General features: G+C 65.4%; 19 protein-coding genes. 3 read left to right on the plus strand and 16 right to left on the minus strand.

The window, feature by feature from the left end; genetic code table 11:
• The first annotated feature begins 8 nt into the window (after positions 1 to 8).
• Complete coding sequence (locus GC146_RS10885; RefSeq protein ID WP_291838073.1) at positions 9 to 1,553, plus strand: AAA family ATPase; 1,545 nt, start codon at positions 9 to 11, stop codon at positions 1,551 to 1,553.
• On the opposite strand, the gene GC146_RS10890 is transcribed toward GC146_RS10885, so the two are convergent.
• From GC146_RS10890 to GC146_RS10945, 12 genes are all read right to left on the minus strand, one after another.
• Positions 1,550 to 2,308 (minus strand): TIGR02186 family protein, encoded by a 759-nt coding sequence (locus GC146_RS10890; RefSeq protein ID WP_291838076.1) that lies wholly within the window; start codon positions 2,306 to 2,308, stop codon positions 1,550 to 1,552. The two genes, GC146_RS10885 and GC146_RS10890, sit on opposite strands and share 4 nt — an antisense overlap.
• On the minus strand, positions 2,305 to 3,219 hold the full coding sequence (locus GC146_RS10895; protein ID WP_291838528.1) for a sulfite exporter TauE/SafE family protein: 915 nt from the start codon (positions 3,217 to 3,219) through the stop codon (positions 2,305 to 2,307). Before GC146_RS10895 ends, GC146_RS10890 begins: the two co-directional genes overlap by 4 nt.
• A gap of 132 nt (positions 3,220 to 3,351) precedes the next feature.
• Positions 3,352 to 4,155 carry a purine-nucleoside phosphorylase gene (locus GC146_RS10900; RefSeq protein ID WP_291838078.1) on the minus strand — a complete coding sequence of 268 codons (804 nt, stop codon included), beginning with the start codon at positions 4,153 to 4,155 and terminating at the stop codon, positions 3,352 to 3,354.
• Positions 4,139 to 5,107 carry an ABC transporter permease gene (locus GC146_RS10905; protein ID WP_291838080.1) on the minus strand — a complete coding sequence of 323 codons (969 nt, stop codon included), beginning with the start codon at positions 5,105 to 5,107 and terminating at the stop codon, positions 4,139 to 4,141. The genes GC146_RS10900 and GC146_RS10905 overlap by 17 nt, the downstream gene beginning before the upstream one ends.
• 4 nt (positions 5,108 to 5,111) lie before the next feature.
• On the minus strand, positions 5,112 to 6,233 hold the full coding sequence (locus GC146_RS10910; RefSeq protein WP_291838082.1) for an ABC transporter permease: 1,122 nt from the start codon (positions 6,231 to 6,233) through the stop codon (positions 5,112 to 5,114).
• Position 6,234: 1 nt separating this feature from the next.
• Positions 6,235 to 7,773, minus strand: a complete 1,539-nt coding sequence (locus tag GC146_RS10915; RefSeq protein ID WP_291838084.1) for an ABC transporter ATP-binding protein — start codon at positions 7,771 to 7,773, stop codon at positions 6,235 to 6,237.
• A gap of 87 nt (positions 7,774 to 7,860) precedes the next feature.
• Positions 7,861 to 8,856 carry a BMP family ABC transporter substrate-binding protein gene (locus GC146_RS10920; RefSeq protein ID WP_291838086.1) on the minus strand — a complete coding sequence of 332 codons (996 nt, stop codon included), beginning with the start codon at positions 8,854 to 8,856 and terminating at the stop codon, positions 7,861 to 7,863.
• Positions 8,857 to 9,015: 159 nt separating this feature from the next.
• Entirely contained in the window at positions 9,016 to 9,447 is a 432-nt protein-coding gene (rimI, locus tag GC146_RS10925) for a ribosomal protein S18-alanine N-acetyltransferase (protein ID WP_291838089.1), read from the minus strand.
• On the minus strand, positions 9,444 to 10,040 hold the full coding sequence (tsaB, locus tag GC146_RS10930) for a tRNA (adenosine(37)-N6)-threonylcarbamoyltransferase complex dimerization subunit type 1 TsaB (RefSeq protein ID WP_291838092.1): 597 nt from the start codon (positions 10,038 to 10,040) through the stop codon (positions 9,444 to 9,446). The genes rimI and tsaB overlap by 4 nt, the downstream gene beginning before the upstream one ends.
• A 10-nt stretch (positions 10,041 to 10,050) precedes the next feature.
• On the minus strand, positions 10,051 to 10,614 hold the full coding sequence (locus tag GC146_RS10935) for a NifU family protein (RefSeq protein ID WP_291838095.1): 564 nt from the start codon (positions 10,612 to 10,614) through the stop codon (positions 10,051 to 10,053).
• A gap of 124 nt (positions 10,615 to 10,738) precedes the next feature.
• Positions 10,739 to 11,113, minus strand: a complete 375-nt coding sequence (locus tag GC146_RS10940; RefSeq protein ID WP_291838098.1) for a hypothetical protein — start codon at positions 11,111 to 11,113, stop codon at positions 10,739 to 10,741.
• A 321-nt stretch (positions 11,114 to 11,434) separates the two neighbouring features.
• Positions 11,435 to 11,890, minus strand: coding sequence for a universal stress protein (locus GC146_RS10945; RefSeq protein ID WP_291838100.1), 456 nt, complete (start codon positions 11,888 to 11,890; stop codon positions 11,435 to 11,437).
• Between the two features lie 99 nt (positions 11,891 to 11,989).
• Here GC146_RS10945 and GC146_RS10950 point away from each other — a divergent pair, with 99 nt between their 5' ends.
• Complete coding sequence (locus tag GC146_RS10950; RefSeq protein WP_291838103.1) at positions 11,990 to 12,457, plus strand: OsmC family protein; 468 nt, start codon at positions 11,990 to 11,992, stop codon at positions 12,455 to 12,457.
• On the opposite strand, the gene GC146_RS10955 is transcribed toward GC146_RS10950, so the two are convergent.
• From GC146_RS10955 to epmA, 3 genes are all read right to left on the minus strand, one after another.
• Positions 12,454 to 13,509 (minus strand): hypothetical protein, encoded by a 1,056-nt coding sequence (locus GC146_RS10955; protein ID WP_291838105.1) that lies wholly within the window; start codon positions 13,507 to 13,509, stop codon positions 12,454 to 12,456. The two genes, GC146_RS10950 and GC146_RS10955, sit on opposite strands and share 4 nt — an antisense overlap.
• A gap of 14 nt (positions 13,510 to 13,523) precedes the next feature.
• Positions 13,524 to 14,387 carry a branched-chain amino acid aminotransferase gene (locus GC146_RS10960; RefSeq protein ID WP_291838108.1) on the minus strand — a complete coding sequence of 288 codons (864 nt, stop codon included), beginning with the start codon at positions 14,385 to 14,387 and terminating at the stop codon, positions 13,524 to 13,526.
• A 260-nt stretch (positions 14,388 to 14,647) separates the two neighbouring features.
• On the minus strand, positions 14,648 to 15,688 hold the full coding sequence (gene epmA, locus GC146_RS10965; RefSeq protein ID WP_291838111.1) for an EF-P lysine aminoacylase EpmA: 1,041 nt from the start codon (positions 15,686 to 15,688) through the stop codon (positions 14,648 to 14,650).
• Between the two features lie 105 nt (positions 15,689 to 15,793).
• On the opposite strand from epmA, the gene efp reads away from it, so the two are divergent.
• Positions 15,794 to 16,360 carry an elongation factor P gene (efp, locus tag GC146_RS10970; protein WP_291838112.1) on the plus strand — a complete coding sequence of 189 codons (567 nt, stop codon included), beginning with the start codon at positions 15,794 to 15,796 and terminating at the stop codon, positions 16,358 to 16,360.
• Between the two features lie 37 nt (positions 16,361 to 16,397).
• On the opposite strand, the gene GC146_RS10975 is transcribed toward efp, so the two are convergent.
• Complete coding sequence (locus tag GC146_RS10975) at positions 16,398 to 16,739, minus strand: hypothetical protein (protein WP_291838114.1); 342 nt, start codon at positions 16,737 to 16,739, stop codon at positions 16,398 to 16,400.
• Between the last annotated feature and the right edge of the window lie 41 nt (positions 16,740 to 16,780).

Genomic DNA, 16,780 nt, shown 5'->3' on the forward strand with positions numbered 1-16,780 from the left:
GTGCGCGCATGACCGCACCTGTCGCTGCCCAGCCCTCGCCGTTCACCCTTTCATCAGACCAGGCCGAGGCTTGGGATGCCGTTGCGGAGCTTCTGCAAGGGGCGGGCATCGACATTGAAAACGGTATCCTTACCCCGCCCGAGGGCAAGGAGGCGGGCGTGATGGCCGTGATCGGCAAGGCAGGATCGGGCAAGACGATGCTGCTGGCCGCGATGGTCCGGGCGCTGCGCGATGCGGGCGTTGATGTTATCTCGGGCGACTGGGAGGGGCGCCGGCGCAAGGACCGCCGTACGCTTGCCGTGCTGGCGCCCACCAACAAGGCCGCCAGCGTGCTGCGCAATCAGGGCGTGCCGGCCACCACCATCCACCGGATCATCTACACCCCCGTCTATGACCCGGAATACGAAAAGGTCGCCGAGTGGCTGGCCGGGCAGGGTGACCGGCCTGTCATCGAAGGGCTGAGCGAGGTCGCGCTGGACCGCGCCTGGGCCGGTTACCAGATCAATACCTCGGTCCCGGCCGCGTTGGCCGCGGCCGGGTTGCGTGGCAGCGATTTCATTACCGGCTGGAAGCGGCGCGAAGACCCGCTCGACATCGGCTTTGTCGATGAATCCTCGATGCTGGACGAGCGGCAGTTCGATGACCTGAAAGAGATATTCCCGACCCTGCTGCTCTTCGGGGATCCGGCGCAACTGCCGCCAGTGCAGGGCAATGGCCAGATGGTGTTCGACACGTTACCGGACCCGCGCAAACGGGTGCTGCACCGCGTCCACAGGCAGGATGCCGACAACCCCATCCTCGATCTCGCCCATGCGCTGGCCGATCCGGCGCTGGATTTCCAAGGGTTCGAGGATATGGTGGCCGAGGCCGCCCGCCGCGACGACAGGGTGGTCATGGCCGAACGGGTCGAGGCCGATCTGATGGCGCGCTCGCCCGTGCTGGTCTGGCGCAACGCCACGCGGATCAAGCTAATCCATGCCTTTCGCGCCGCCTTCGACGCCCCGGTCGACAACCTCCTTCCGGGCGAGCCGCTGATCTGCGACGGGATCGAACTGCCGCTCAAGCATCGCAAACGCCGGCTGGACCTTGAGGCGCGCGGCCTGATCAAGGGCGCACAGGTCATCTACCTTGGCCCCGGCCGTAATCCCGGCTTCAGCCGCCTGCATGTCATCGGTGCCGAAGAGCCGCAGGTCAGTGCCGCCAGCATCGTCAAGATCGAGCAGGAGGGCGATACCGAGCCTTTCATTCCCTATGCCGCCAAGATGGGGGCGGCATTTCTGCACGGGGCGGCCGTGACCATCCACAAGGCACAAGGCTCGCAATGGGATACGGTGCAGGTCTTTGCGCCCGACATCTTCGTCGCCGCGCGGATGGGCCGGGTGGAGGCGGGGCAGCCTTTGTGGAAACGGCTTGCTTATGTCGCCATCACAAGGGCTCAAACGCGGCTGCGCTGGGTGGTCCGTAACAGGCTCGGTCGCCCGACCGCGCCGCTGGGGATCGACGATCTGCGTGCCGGGCCCGCACCCTTGGCGCTTGAGCCGGGCGAAGTTTAACGCCGCAACCGTTCGAAAATGGCAGAGGCACCATAGCCGGCCAGCACTGCGATCACCAGCGACAGCGCCCCGTAAAGGTAGGCGTGCTGGTGGGCCAGGTTGTAAAGCCACCGCTCCAGTCCGACCTTGTAGACCGGAATCGTGGTGTCGTATTCGTCGATGACCTGACCATTGCGGGTCAGGAAGATGCGGGTCTTGTAGTCGCCCTCGACAAGGTTTGACGGCATCGGAATGCGGGTCCCGAACAGGGTGTTCTGGTCCAGCGTCACGGATCCTTGCAGCACCTGATAAAGGCCCGATTTCTGCCGGATCCGGATCAGCGCCTCGGTATAATCCTGACTGTTGGTGACCAGCGCGCCGACCTGCCGGATCGCGCGCGGGATCGAGATCTTGTAGCGGACGTCCTCGATCTCTTTCAGGATCAGGCTGAGCGGCGCGGTGGTGGCCACCGCGTAATAGGACGGCGCGGAATCGACATGGACCGAGTTCGTGTTGATCCAGATACCGAACCGGTGTTCCTTCTGCCGCACGGTCAGCGGGCTTTCGGGGCCGGCGACAGTAATGATCACCCCCATCAGGCTGTCGCGTGGCGGAGGCGAATCGCGGTTTACGGCGCCGAAAATCAGGATGTTCTCGCCGTCGAAATTGGTCGAGATCGTCACCGAATTCTGGCTGAGGCCCAGCACGATCTTTTCATCCGCACCTGCGGGACCGGCCAGCGCAAGCAGCAGAAGAAGGGCGAGGCGCAGTTTCATACCGCGGAAGCCAGCGAGAAAAGCTCGTTGGGCTTCAGGACAAGGCCAAGTCCCAGCTTGACGCAGACGCCCAGCACGACCAGCGCCAACAGGATGCGCAGCTGTTCGGCCTTCATCCGGGTGCCGATGCGCGCGCCGATCTGTGCGCCCACCGCGCCCCCGAGCAGAAGGAGCAGCGCCAGCACCATATCGACGGCATGGTTGGTGACTGCCTGCAGCATCGTGGTGAAACCGGTCACGAAGATAATCTGGAAAAGCTGAGTGCCGATGACGACCTTCGTGGGGATGCCCAGCAGATAGATCATCGCCGGGACCATGATGAATCCGCCGCCCACGCCCATGATCGCCGAGATCATGCCGACGAGGAATCCCACGATGATCGGTGGAATCACCGAGATGTAGAGGCCCGACACCCGGAACTTCACCTTGAAGGGCAGGGTATGCACCCAGCCGTGCCGCTTGCGCACCGGTGGCGCACCGCCCGGCCGGCGCGCGCGGATCAGCGCACCAAGGCTTTCGACGAACATCAACGACCCGACTGCGCCCAGCAGCACCACGTAGGAGATGTTGACCAGCAGGTCGACCTGTCCGCGCGACTTGAGGAAGTTGAAGATCACGATCCCCACTGCAGAGCCCAGAAGGCCACCGACCAGCAAGACGCTGCCCATGAAGAAATCTACCGTGCGGCGCCGGATATGGGCCATCAGCGCCGAAACGGACGAGGCGACGATCTGATTGGTCGAAGTCGCCACCGCGACGGCAGGCGGGATGCCGATGAAGAACAGCAGCGGCGTGATCAGGAACCCGCCGCCAACCCCGAACATGCCCGACAGGATGCCCACCCCGCCACCGATCCCGAGGATCAGAAAGGCGTTCACCGAGATTTCGGCGATGGGAAGGTAGAGATACATGTGTCGCGAGTCCGGCACCGGCGGGATCGACCCCACCTGACGCATTTGCGCCCCGGCTGTCAAACCCCTCGGCCGCAAAAGGATGTGATTTTTAGAATATGTGGCGGGCGCGCGCCGGATGCAGACACCTGCTCAGAGCTGCGCCAGCGCCCGGCGCAGCACCTTTTCCAGCTTTGTCGCACCGATTGGGGCCATTGCCTTGGTATGCGCGTGGCTGATCGCCTCTGTCCCAAGGCCAGCAGCCATATTCGTGATGGTCGAAATCGCTGCGACCCGCAGGCCCAGAAAACGCGCCAGAATCACTTCCGGCACCGTAGACATGCCCACCGCATCGGCACCCAATGTGCGAATCGCCCGGATCTCGGCCGGGGTTTCGAACGACGGCCCGGAATACCAGGCGTAAACACCCTCGGCCAAGTCCACCCCGCCGTCCCGCGCCGCGCTGACGAGCGCGGACCGCATATCCGGGTCATAGGCCGCCGTCATTGGAACGAAGCGGGCATCTGTCTGCTCGCCGATCAGCGGATTCAGTCCGGAAAAATTGATATGATCGGTGATGCACATGATCGACCCGGTCGGCATCTCCGCGCGCAGCGATCCGGCCGCATTTGTCACGATCAGCTTGTCCGCCCCCAGCGCGCGCAGCACCTCCAGCGGCAGGCGCATCGCCGCCGGGTTACCAGCCTCGTAATAGTGCGCGCGCCCACCGAAGACGGCCACGCGCACGCCCTCCAGCATCCCGACCACCAGCCGTGGGGCGTGCCCCGATACGCCTGCATGCGGGAAGCCCGGCAGCGCGTCATAGGGGATGGCCGGCCCGTCAACCGCGTCCGCGATATGGCCCAGACCCGACCCGAGGATCAGCCCCAGCGCGACAGGTGCCGGACCGGCAATGGCGCGGATCTCGTCGGCAAGCGCCTCAGCGTTCCTTGACATAGGGCTCGCCCCCGGCGCGCGGCGGAATCGCCTTGCCGACAAAACCGGCGAGGATCACCACGGTCAGGATGTAGGGCAGCGCATCCAGCAGCTGTACCTGTACCTTCACGAACAGCACCTTCTCCAGCAGGTCGGGACGCAGTGCCAACGCCTGCAGAAAGCCGAACAGGAACGTGGCCATCAGCGCGTACCACGGGCGCCACTTGGAAAAGATAAGCGCAGCCAGCGCGATATAGCCGCGCCCGGCCGTCATGTCCTTGATGAAACCCGCTTGCAGACCGGTGGACAGGTAGGCCCCCGCGATGCCGGACAACACGCCGCAGATCGCCACCGCGGCAAAGCGCATGCCGATCACGCTGACCCCCGCGGTATCCACGGCGGCAGGATTCTCGCCCACTGCGCGCAGGCGCAGGCCAAACCGGGTACGGTAAAGCGCCCACCATGTCAGCGGCACGCAGGCCAGCGCGACGTAAACAAGGATCGTATGGCCAGAAATCAGGTCCGCATAGATCGGCCCGATGACCGGCACGTCCTTGAGTTGGTCGACATAAGGCAGATTGATGTCGTTGAACCGCGCGGCGCCCCGCAGCGACGGGGTGCGGCCGCCCTGCTGGAACCAGCTTTGCGCCATCAGAACGGTCATGCCCGAGGCCAGAAAGTTGATCGCGACGCCCGAGATCAGCTGGTTGCCGCGGAAGGTGATCGAGGCGAGCCCGTGGATGCCCGCCAGTACCAGCGACGCACCGATGCCCGCCAGAAGCCCGACCCAGACCGATCCGGTGACCGCGGCCACCGCAGCCGACATGAAGGCCGAGACCAGCATCTTGCCTTCCAGCCCGATGTCGAAGATGCCCGCGCGTTCCGAGAAGAGGCCGGCAAGACAAGCCAGCAACAGCGGCACCGACAGCCGCACCGTGGCGTCCAGCACTTGCAGGATGGTGATCAGGTCCATGGCCTTACTCCGCCGGCGTGGGTTTGGGGGCGGGCGCCGGTTTGCGCCGCAGCGCAAGAAACAGCTTTTCCAGCGGCATCCGCACCATGTTGTCGAGCGCGCCGGTGAACAGGATCACCAGCGCCTGGATCACCAGCACAAGCTGCACCGGGATGTTGGTATCCTGGCTGAGAATGGCGCCGCCCTGGTAAAGCGCGCCGAAAAGCAGGGCCGCAAGAAACACCCCGAACGGGTGCGAGCGGCCCATCAGCGCCACCGCGATGCCGATAAAGCCCGCCCCTTCAGTCGAGTTGAGCACCAGCCGTTCGGCCTCGCCCATCACGTTATTGAGCGACATCATGCCCGCCAGCGCGCCCGAGATCAGCATCGAGACGACGATGATGCGCGTGGGATTGATGCCGGCATATTTCGCCGCCGGTTCGGAATGGCCAAAGGCGCGGATTTCGTAGCCCAGCCGCGTCCGCCAGATCAGCGCCCAGACCGCGAAACAGGCGGCAATGGCGATGAAGAAGCTGATATTGGCCGGCGCCCCGCGCGAGAACGGGATGCCGAACATACCCAGAATGTCATGGAAGTTGGGGATACTGGTGACTTTGGGAAACTTGCCGGTCGCAGGTTCCATCGACCCCATTGGTTTCAGAGGGCCGACAAGGAGGTAATTCAACAGCGCCGCGCCGATGAAGTTGAACATGATCGTGGTGATCACGATGTGGCTGCCGCGCTTGGCCTGCAGCCATGCCGGGATCAGCGCGAAGGCCGCGCCGAACAGGGCCGAGCCCACCGCCGCCGCCAGCAGCGCCAAAGACCAGTGCGGCCAGGGCAGGTAGATGCAGACCAGCGCCACGCCCAGACCGCCGATCGACGCCTGCCCATCGCCGCCGATGTTGAACATCCGCGCATGGAAAGCGACCGCCACGGCGAGGCCGGTAAAGATGAAATTCGTCGTGTAATAAAGGGTATAGCCCCAGTTATAGGCCGAACCGGTGGCGCCATCGACCATGATCCACAGCGCCTTTACCGGGTCTTCGCCGATCGCCATGATCACCAGCGCCGAGATGATCCCGGCCAGCAGAAGCGAGATGACCGGGATCAGGATCACATCGGCCCATTTCGGCATCTTTTCCATCTCAGGCGGCCTCCCCGCTCATGCCGGCCATCAGCAGGCCCAGTTCCTTGGCGTTGGTCTTGTCTGGCAAGCGCTCGCCCATGATGCGCCCGTCGAACATCACCGCGATCCGGTCGGCAAGGCTCATGATCTCGTCCAGTTCGACCGAGACCAGCAAGATCGCCTTTCCCGCGTCGCGCAGCGCCACGATCTGCTGGTGGATGAACTCGATCGCGCCGATGTCCACACCCCGCGTCGGCTGACCCACCAGCAGCAGGTCGGGATTGCGGTCGATCTCGCGCGCCAGAACCAGTTTCTGCTGGTTCCCGCCGGAGAAATTCTTGGCCGCCAGCAACGGGTTGGGCGGGCGGACGTCGAATTTCTGCATTTTCTCTTCGGTCGCGGCGCGGATCGCGGCGTTCTTCATGAACAGGCGCGACTGCTGGTATTCCGGCGCGTTGTGATAACCGAAGGCGATGTTCTCCCAGGCCGAGAAGTCCATGATCAGCCCTTCGCGCTGCCGGTCCTCGGGGACGTGGGAAATGCCGCTTTCGCGCCTTGTGCGCCCGTTCGAATGGCGCAGCGTGGCGTCGATGGGCTGACCGTTGAGAAGGATCTCGCCGGTGCCGCGCTCGTATCCGCCCAGCACTTCCAGCAGTTCCGACTGCCCGTTGCCCGCCACCCCGGCAATGCCGAGGATCTCGCCCGCGCGCACCTCGAAGGAGATGCCGCGCAGGCGATGCACGCCCTTGTCGTCCGTCACCTTCAGGTCACGCACCTGCAGCACGGGCGCGCCGGGTGTGGCGGGTTTCTTGTCGACCCGCAGCAGCACCTTGCGGCCCACCATCAGTTCGGCCAGCTCCGGCGGCGACGTGTTTGCGGTGCTGACATGCCCCACCATCTGGCCGCGCCGCATCACGCTGACCTCGTCGGTGATCTCCATGATCTCGCGCAGCTTGTGCGTGATCAGGATGATCGTCTTGCCCTCGCGTTTGAGGTTCTCGAGGATGCGGAACAGGTGATCGGCCTCGGCAGGCGTCAGCACGCCCGTGGGCTCGTCCAGAATCAGGATGTCGGCCTTGCGATAAAGCGCCTTGAGTATCTCGACCCGCTGTTGCGCGCCGACGCCGATATCCTCGATCAGCGCGTCGGGATCGACGGAAAGCTCGTATTCTTCGGCCAATTGCTTGAGTTGCTGACGCGCCTTGGCAAGGCTGGGCCGCAACAACATGCCATCTTCGGCGCCAAGGATGACGTTTTCCAGAACTGTGAAATTCTCGACCAGTTTGAAATGCTGGAAAACCATCCCGATGCCCGCCTCGATGGCGGCCTGGCTATCGGGGATGGCTGTCTTCTTGCCATTGATGAAGATCTCGCCCGAGTCGGCCTTGTAAAACCCGTAGAGGATCGACATCAGCGTCGATTTGCCCGCGCCGTTTTCGCCGATGATGCCGTGGATCGTACCGGGCATCACCCGGATCGAGATGTCCTTGTTCGCCTGGACGGGGCCGAAGGCCTTGGAGATGCCGCGAAGCTCGATGGCGGGTGTCGCGTCGGTCATGTCGGGGGCGCCTGCGTCGGATATAGAAAAGAGGGCCGCGCACGTCTTGATGCGCGGCCCCTGTCAGTCACGGCCTTGCCGCCAGCCTTAGAAGGTCAGGCCGGGGCAGGTCTCGTCGGTGGTGTAGTCATGCACCTTGATCGTGCCGTCGGCGATCTTGGCCGCGGCCTCGTCCACCTTGGCCTTCATCTCGTCGGTGATCAGGCTGGCGTTGTTGTCGTCGAGGGCATAGCCCACGCCGCCATTGGCCACGCCCATCACGTTGACGCCGGTCGTCAGGTCGGTGCCGGCCTTGAACGCGTCATAAACGGCGTTGTCGACATGCTTGACCATCGAGGTCAGGACCTGGCCGGGGTGCAGGTAGTTCTGGTTGCTGTCCACGCCGATCGACAGGATGCCCTTGTCGGCAGCGGTTTGCAGCACGCCCACGCCGGTGCCGCCCGCCGCGGCATAGACCACGTCGGCGCCCTGGCTGATCTGCGCCAGCGTCAGCTCGGAACCCTTCACTGGGTCGTTCCACGCGGCCGGGGTGGTGCCGGTCATGTTGGCGATGATCTTGGCATCGGGGTTCACGGCCAGAACGCCCTGGGCATAGCCGCAGCCGAACTTGCGGATCAGCGGAATGTCCATGCCGCCGACGAAGCCCACGGTGCCGGTCTTGGAGGCCATCGCGGCCAGCATGCCCACGAGGTAGGAACCTTCATGCTCCGAGAACACCACGGAGCGCACGTTGGGCGCGTCAACCACGGCGTCGATGATGACGAACTTGGTGTCTGGATAGTCGCCGGCGATGTCGCCCAGCGGCGTCGCGAACGAGAAGCCGGCCATCACGATCGGGTTGTCGCCGGCCTCGGCGAAGCGGCGAAGGGCCTGTTCGCGCTGGGCGTCCGATTGCAGCTCGGTCTCGGCGAAGGTGCCGCCGGTTTCCTGCGCCCAACGCTGCGCGCCGTTGAAGGCGGATTCGTTGAACGACTTGTCGAACTTGCCGCCGAGGTCGAAGATGATCGCTGGCTCGGCTGCCACGGCACCGGCCGTCAGGGCAAGCGCGGCGGTCGCCCCGAGGAATTTCTGAAAGAGGGTCATTGGTGTCTCCCTTGACGTGTTAGGCAACCCGGACGGGGCGCCTTTGGCCCCCCGAAGTTACTGACATCTGGCGTGTCAAAGTCAATTTAGGGAGCAGAGATAGGGGGCGGTCAACCGATATTTCGCACTTCTGCGTGCATCCTTGACCAAACGATCAAATCAATGGCCGGCCCCAAGCGGGCATGTCATCACAAGGGCATCGACGGCCGGCCCGGCGGGCGGATGATAATACGCCTTGCGCCGCCCCGATTCGGCAAAACCTGCCGCGAGGTAAAGCGCACGGGCCGCCGCATTATCGGCTGCGACTTCCAGAAATGCATGCGCCGCGCCGCGCTTGGCGGCTTCGGCAAGAAAGGCCGCGACCAGCGCGCGGCCCTCTCCGCGGCGGCGTGCGGCTGGGGCGACGGCGATGGTCAGCAACTCGGCCTCGTCGGCGATGACCCGGCCAATCACAAAGCCATGTGCGCTTTGGTGCAGAAAGCTGCCGGGGCCTGCCAGCACTTCGGCAATCTCGGCCGCGCTCCAGGGCCGGGGCGTGACGAAGCTGTCGGCATGCAGGCGCGCCAGCGCGCCGGGATCAGCCGCTGTCATGGCAGCAGGACAGGCGCGGGATCACGCGGCGGCGCGGCCTCGGCGCCCCTGACGTAAAGCGGTGCCGGGCGCTCCGCCGGCAGGCCATCGGCCAGCCGCTGCGCGGTGATGGCGGCGATCCGGGAAAGCGAGGTGGCCGCGTCAAGATCGGGGGCAAGGGGCGCGCCGGGCGGCGTGCCCTCGGGCACAAGCTGCGGCGCCTCGGCCCCGTCCGCGCTGAAAAGCCGCAGGTAAACCTGTCCTCGCGGCGCGGGAACGAGCGCGGCAATCGGCCGCTGCTGCCCATCGGCGAGGACGGTGAATCGGTCGATTCCATAGGCGGGTTTGCCAAGGCCCAGTGCAAGACCGCGCGCTGCAGCCACGGCAATGCGGATGCCGGTGAAGTTGCCTGGCCCGGTGCCCACGCCGAGCGCGTCAAGATCGGCCCAACGCAGACCGGCCTCGGCCAAACAAGCTTCCAGAAATGGCATCAGCCGCTCGGCCTGCCCTTTCGCCATGGGTTCCACCCATGCTCGCGTCTGGCCACCAGACAGAATGGCGGCGGCGCAATGCGCCGCCGCTGTATCGAATGCCAGAACGGTTGGACCGGGCATCGTGTGCCGATCAGGCAGCCACGGGGCGAACTTCAACGACCTCGGGAATGAAATGGCGCAGCAGGTTCTCGATCCCCATCTTCAGCGTCAGAGTGGATGAGGGGCAGCCCGCGCAAGAGCCTTGCATATGCAGGTAGACGATGCCGCGGTCAAAGCCGTGGAAGGTGATGTCGCCACCGTCCTGCGCCACGGCTGGGCGCACGCGAGTGTCGAGCAACTCCTTGATCTGGTTGACGATGTCGGCATCTTCGCCGTCATGCGCGGCGTGCCCGTCGCCGGTGGCCCGGCCGTTGGTCATCGCCGGCTGACCCGACTGGAAATGCTCCATGATCGCGCCCAGAACCGCCGGTTTCAGGTGATCCCAAGCAATGTCATCGGCCTTGGTCACGGTCACGAAATCCACGCCCAGAAACACGCCGGTAACACCCTCGACCGCGAAAAGACGCGTCGCAAGGGGCGACGGCCCGGCACTGTCCGCTGTGGGAAAATCGGCTGTGCCAACCTCCAGCACGTCCTGACCGGGCAGGAACTTCAGCGTCGCGGGGTTCGGGGTGGATTCGGTCTGGATGAACATCTTTACCAACCTTTTCTGTCAGGCTTCAGATATGCCCGTGGCGCGAGGCCAAGTCAAGGTCGGCCCCCGAAAAGAGCGGGGCCGCCCGGTAGGAGGGCAGCCCCGCAGGCCTTGGGGGAGGGCCTTACATCATCGAGTTGTGCGACATCATCCCATGGCTGGGCGCCATCACGTTGTAATCCTGCATGGCGGCGTCGCGCCCATTGATCGTCAGAACCGCGATGATGTCGGTTGCAGGCGCAGTGCCCACGTTGACCTTCACGTCGGTATTGGCGCCTTGGTGCACGTCCACCATGCCCAGCAACGCGCCCGGCTTGCCGCCATCATTGGCGAACACCTTGACCACGCCATCATTGGCGGCCGTGATCGTGCCGAGGTTCAGCACGTCCTTGTAGGGCAGCGTGTGGGGCAGCGTGAAGTAGCTGGACGGCGCGGCCAGTGTCATACCGGCGGAACCAAGCGTGGTCGCAAGAGCAACAGCAAGAGTAGTGACTTTCATGTTCTGTCCTTTCCATTTTCGGGATCGCGGCAGGCAGGCAAAACGCCCCGCCCCGATCGACACGACAGCACCTAGGCGCCGAAACGCACTGTGGAAGGCGATGGAACTACACGAAAAATCGACCGGGATGTGACCGGGTCAAACCCTTGACAGAACGCGGATTCATCCTGTCGGCACCCGCTGTGCGGCGCTGCGCCACCGGATGTGCGATCAGCGCACGCCAGAGGGCCTTGTGCCCCTACTGACGGCCTGGACGCCGGTCACGCGTGACAGAGTGTCAACAAGATGTGAGAGGGGCGGGAGCCGCGAATGCCCGCCCGATCAGGTGATTTCTTCCAGCCGTTCCTTCGACATTTCGCCCGGAACGATGGTGATCGGCACCGGCAGGCTGCCCGATTGACGGCTGAGTTGGGTCACCAAAGGGCCGGGCCCCTTGTTTTCGTTTCCCGCGCCTAGCACCAGCACGCCGATCTCGGGATCGGCCGCGATCTGGGCGATGATCTCGTTCACCGGCTCGCCTTCGCGGATCACCAGTTCGGGGTTCACGTGCTGGCGGTCGCGCATCCATTTGGCAAAAACATCGAAATGGGCCTGAATGCGCTCTGTCGCCTCGGCGCGCATGATCTCGGCCACGCCCATCCAGTTGCGGAACTCGTCCGGGCGGATGATTGACAGGATCGTCACGCCTCCACCGGTCCGGGCGGCCCGCATCGCGGCGAAACGCATGGCGTTCAGGCACTCGCGTGTGTCGTCGAGGACGACGAGGAACTTGCGCATCGGGTTCTCCTTGATCCGGAGCGCATATTGGCCGATGCCGATTGCACTGGCAACGGGGCGGCGCATGCCGCGCCCGGCCCGGCAGGAAGGAGCCGCTGGATGCCCGCACATCTTTACCCCGCCCATATCGTCTGGACCGGCAACAGGGGCGACGGCAACCGTCGCTATCGCGGGTATGACCGGACATGGACGCTGCAAACCCCCGGCAAACCGCCCGTTGCCTGTTCCAACGATCCCGCGCTGGGCGGCGATCCGGGCAAGTACAACCCCGAGGACATGCTGATTGCCGCGCTTTCGGCCTGCCACATGCTGTGGTTTTTGCACCTTGCCCATGACGCGGGCATCGTGGTGACGGGCTACGAGGATGCCCCCGAAGGCGTGGGCGAGGTGCTGCCCTCGGGCGCGGGCCGCTTCGTGTCGGCCACGCTACGCCCGGTCATCACCGTCGCGCCCGGCAGCGACCTGGCGTTGGCCGACAGCCTGCATGGCAAGGTCCACGAGGTCTGCTTCATCGCGCGGTCGTTGAACTTTCCGGTCAGTGTCGCTGCGCGCTACGTCACCGGCTAGACCATCCGCCGCGCCTGCCGGAACGCGCGGCGCCCGACAAGGTGGGCGAGAAAGGCCAGCGCCTGCAACGCCGACAGATAAAGCGCGGCCAATGCCGCGATCGTCAGGTGCGACAGCCGCACCAGCGCGCGGAACACGCGGTTCTTGCCCAGTACCGCGATGACGCGCCGCGTCTTGGGGCCCATCGCCGTGGCGGTCTTGGCCAGTTTCGCCGCATCCTCGGCGGTATCGACGTTGCGCATCAGCACGATCGTGTCGGTCAGCGAGGTGTGCCCGGCGACCTTGGCGATGTCGCCGCCCACATCAGCGAGGCGGCCAAGCCGCACGGTATCCACGACCTCGTCCAGCGGGGCCCGCCCGATGGCCCAGGCCCCGATCATGGCGGGCCGCAGCCCGATATCGGCCAGCCGCGCCAGTTCGCGGGCAAAGCGCGGCGTAAGCGTGCCCAGCCGTCGCGCCAGCCGCAGTGCGGTGGTGCCGATCTTGACCGAAGTCGTCGTGCCGCCCGACAGCACGATCGCCCCCGTCGCCGCCAACCCGACGAAGGCCAGCGTAACGTCAATGCGGTCGACATCGTCCCCCGCCGCCCAGTTCATCGCCTCGCGCCGCAAGGTGTTGAGATCGCCCAGCGGCGACAGTTCAAGCGGCAGCGCGCAGGTTGCCATCAGCGTCAGCGAAGGGCAGGTCGCGATATCGGCCATGCACTGCGCGCAGCCCTGGATCGTGGCCCATGTCCCCGTGCGCTCGGCCGTCAGCGTGTCGATCCGGGCCTGCATTTCGGCGTCGGGGGCAAGGCCCTGGTCGGCGGCGATCTGCTGCAACGTCACCACCCGGTCGTAATCGCCCGAATCCAGCGCGGCGGCCAGTTCCCCGCGCAGCCAGTCCGGCGTCACGGTGCCCGCCAGCGCCCGGTCCAGCGCGCGCTGCACCTCGACCGCGCTGCGGGCGACCAGCGGTTGGGCGAAGGGGTTCTGCGTCAGCGTCCAGAGCGCGAAAAGCACCGTCGTGCCGAAGGGCGCGACCCAAAGCAGCAGGCGCAGCGCCCGCCGCAACTTTCCGCCGCGCCTCACCCCGCCGTCGCGGCCCAGTCCCAGTACATCTCGCGCACCCGGCGGGTCATCGGGCCGACCTGGTACTGGCGGTCATCGAAGGCGGTGACGGGGGTCACCTTGCTCATGTTGCCCGACAGGAAGACCTCGTCGGCCCGCCGCACGTCGTCGAAGCTCAGCACCGTCTCGTGCACCTTCACGCCATCGGTGGCGAGGTTGGAGATGTGCCGCGCCCGCGTGATCCCGGCGAGGAACGTGCCGTTGGCGATCGGGGTGAAAACCTCGCCGTCCTTGACGATGAATACGTTCGCACTTGCGCTTTCGGCGACGTTGCCCAGCGCATCGGCGACCAGCGCGTTGCCAAAACCCTTGGCGCGCGCCTCGGCCAGCATCCGGGCGTTGTTGGGATAAAGGCAGCCCGCCTTGGCGTTGACCACCGCATCCTCCAGTACCGGGCGGCGGAACCGCGTGGTGGTCAGCGTGGTCGAGGCATCGGGCGCGGCAAAGGGAATTTCCTCGAGGCTGATGGCAAAGCCGGTGGCGCCCGGTTTTGGCACGATGCCGGAGGTGTCGCCATCAAGCGCCCAGTACATCGGCCGGATATAGACCGGCGCGTCCTTGGGGTAGAGCGCCAGCCCCTCGCGCACCAGCGCCTCGATCTCGTCATCGGTCTTGGTGGGCGTGATCATCAGCGCCTTGGCCGAACGGTTGACGCGGGCGCAATGCGCGGCGAGGTCAGGTGCAAGGCCGTTCACGTAGCGCGCGCCGTCGAACACCGTGGTCCCCAGCCACGAGCCGTGATCGGCCGCGCGCATGATCGCCACGTCGCCTTCGTGCCAGCTGCCGTTGAACCATGTGCGGATATTGCTGCCCGTCGCCATGCCTGCCTCCTGCCATTGACGGCGGGACCGTAGGGTGGGGTCGCGCAAAGGTCCAGATACAACGAAAAACGCGCCCGGGTGGGGAAACCCGGACGCGTCCGTCATTGCCGGGTGGGACGCCCCGGCGACCAATCCCGGGGGGCGCCGGGCACTGGAAACGCGTGTCGCGGCGGACAGTCGGGCCTCGACACACGCGCGAGGTTAGCCCGAGTCGGAATCTGTTTCATGACAGGCTGAAGCCTGTCCGGTTGCGCAACTTGTTATCCCGCCGGCGCCCAAAGCACGTCGTCGATCCGCGGCGCCCCTGTGGCCAGCATGACCAACCGATCAAAGCCCAGCGCGATGCCCGAGGCCTGCGGCATGATCTTCAGCGCGGCAAGAAACGCCTCGTCGATCGGGTAGCGCTCGCCATAAATGCGGGCCTTTTCCTTCATGTCGGAGGTAAAGCGGCGGCGCTGTTCGTCCGCGTCGGTCAACTCTCCGAAACCGTTGGCCAGTTCCACCCCGCAGGCATAAAGCTCGAACCGTTCGGCAAGCCGCGGATCGTCGGGACAGGGGCGGGCCAGTGCCGCCTCGGCCAGCGGGTAACGGTCGAGGATGGTGGCGCGCCCGTGGCCCAGGTGCGGCTCGACCTTGGCCACCAGAACGCGCGATAGCAGGTCCGACCATGTGTCGTCCGCCACCACCCGCAGCCCGCCGTCCGCAACCTGCGCCGCCAGAGCGGCCGCGTCGGGCGTGCCATCGGTGCCCAGCGTTGCCATCAGGTCGATCCCGGCATGGCGCCGGAACGCCTCGACCACCCCCAGCCGTTCGGGCGGCGCGAATGGGTCGCAGGTGGCATCGCCGAAGCGCAGCTGGGTGGCGCCCGTCGCCTTGGCCGCCAGCCGCAGCATTGCCACGCAATCTGCCATCAGGGCGGTGTAGTCCTCGCCCGCGCGATACCACTCCAGCATCGTAAACTCGGGGCTGTGCAGCCGCCCGCGTTCGCGATTGCGCCAGACATGGGCGAAGGCGGCAATCCGCGTCTCGCCCGCAGCCAGAAGTTTCTTCATGGCGAACTCGGGCGAGGTGTGCAGATACATCTGCCGCGCCTGCCCGTCATTGCCGATGGCCTGCGTGGCGAAGGCGTGCAAATGCGTCTCGTTGCCGGGCGAAGTTTGCAGAGCCGCAGGGTCTACTTCGATAAACCCTTCCTCGATCAGCCAGCCGCGCAGCGCCGCCTGCACCCGGTTACGCGCCAGAAGCAGCGGCCGGCGGTCGGCATGGCGGGCAGGGTCCCACCAGGGGGTATCGGCACTCATGCGGCTTGCCTTTGATCTGGCGATTTCGGTTCAGATGCGCTAGGGGGCGATCCGAAGCGCGGTGCCGAGATACCGCGCGCCTCCGCAATCGACAAGGAACCGCCCGTGAAAGTCATCGCTTCTTCCGTCCGCAAGGGAAACGTCCTGGAGATGGACGGCAAGCTTTACGTGGTGCTGACCGCCACCAACTTCCATCCTGGCAAGGGGACACCGACCACCCAGATCGACATGCGCCGCATTTCCGACGGCGTGAAGGTCAGCGAGCGGTGGAAGACCACCGAACAGGTCGAGCGCGCGCACGTGGACGAGAAGGAATACGATTTCCTCTACGAGGATGCCGAGGGTTTCCACTTCATGGAGCCGCAGACCTACGAACAGGTCACCGTGACGCCCGACGTCATCGGCGATGCCAAGGTCTACCTGCAGGACGGGATCCGGGTTTATCTGCAAACCTATCAGGAGGTCGCGATCTCGATCACCCTGCCGCAGAAGATGACATTCGAAATCACCGAGACCGAACCGGTGGTGAAGGGCCAGACTGCGTCCTCCAGCTACAAGCCCGCGATCGTCGATAATGGCCTGCGGGTGATGGTGCCGCCGCATATCGGCGTGGGCACGCGCATCGTGATCAACACCGACGACAACTCTTACGTCGAACGCGCCAAGGACTGATCGAGGTCGACGGCGGCGCGCAGCGCAACCGCCGCGCCTAGCGGGCGAAACCCGCCGACGGCACGTAGCCTTCGATCAGCCGGGCGTGAAGCGGCCCGTCTGCCATCCATGCCAATATTTCGGGCGTGACCTTCCCAAGGAAGGTGACCTCGGACAGCGCGGCTGCCTCGTGCAGCGCCGCCATCTCTGGCCAATCCATGGCTATGTCATGGTGGCCGGTCCATGCGGCGGCATCGGCATAGTCGATCACCGCGCGGCCCTGTGCGGACGCAGCATCCACCCAGAACCGGTAGGACAGAACCCCCGGATGCCCCTCGCGGCGCACCCGGTCGGCCAGCGCCTGCGTGGCGGCGACAAAATCCTCCGCGGACCCCCGCAACCCATAAAGGTTCAGGATAGTGAGCCCGCCCGGAGATGCCC

This window comes from Limimaricola sp., assembly GCF_016125575.1.
GTDB lineage: Bacteria > Pseudomonadota > Alphaproteobacteria > Rhodobacterales > Rhodobacteraceae > WGLM01.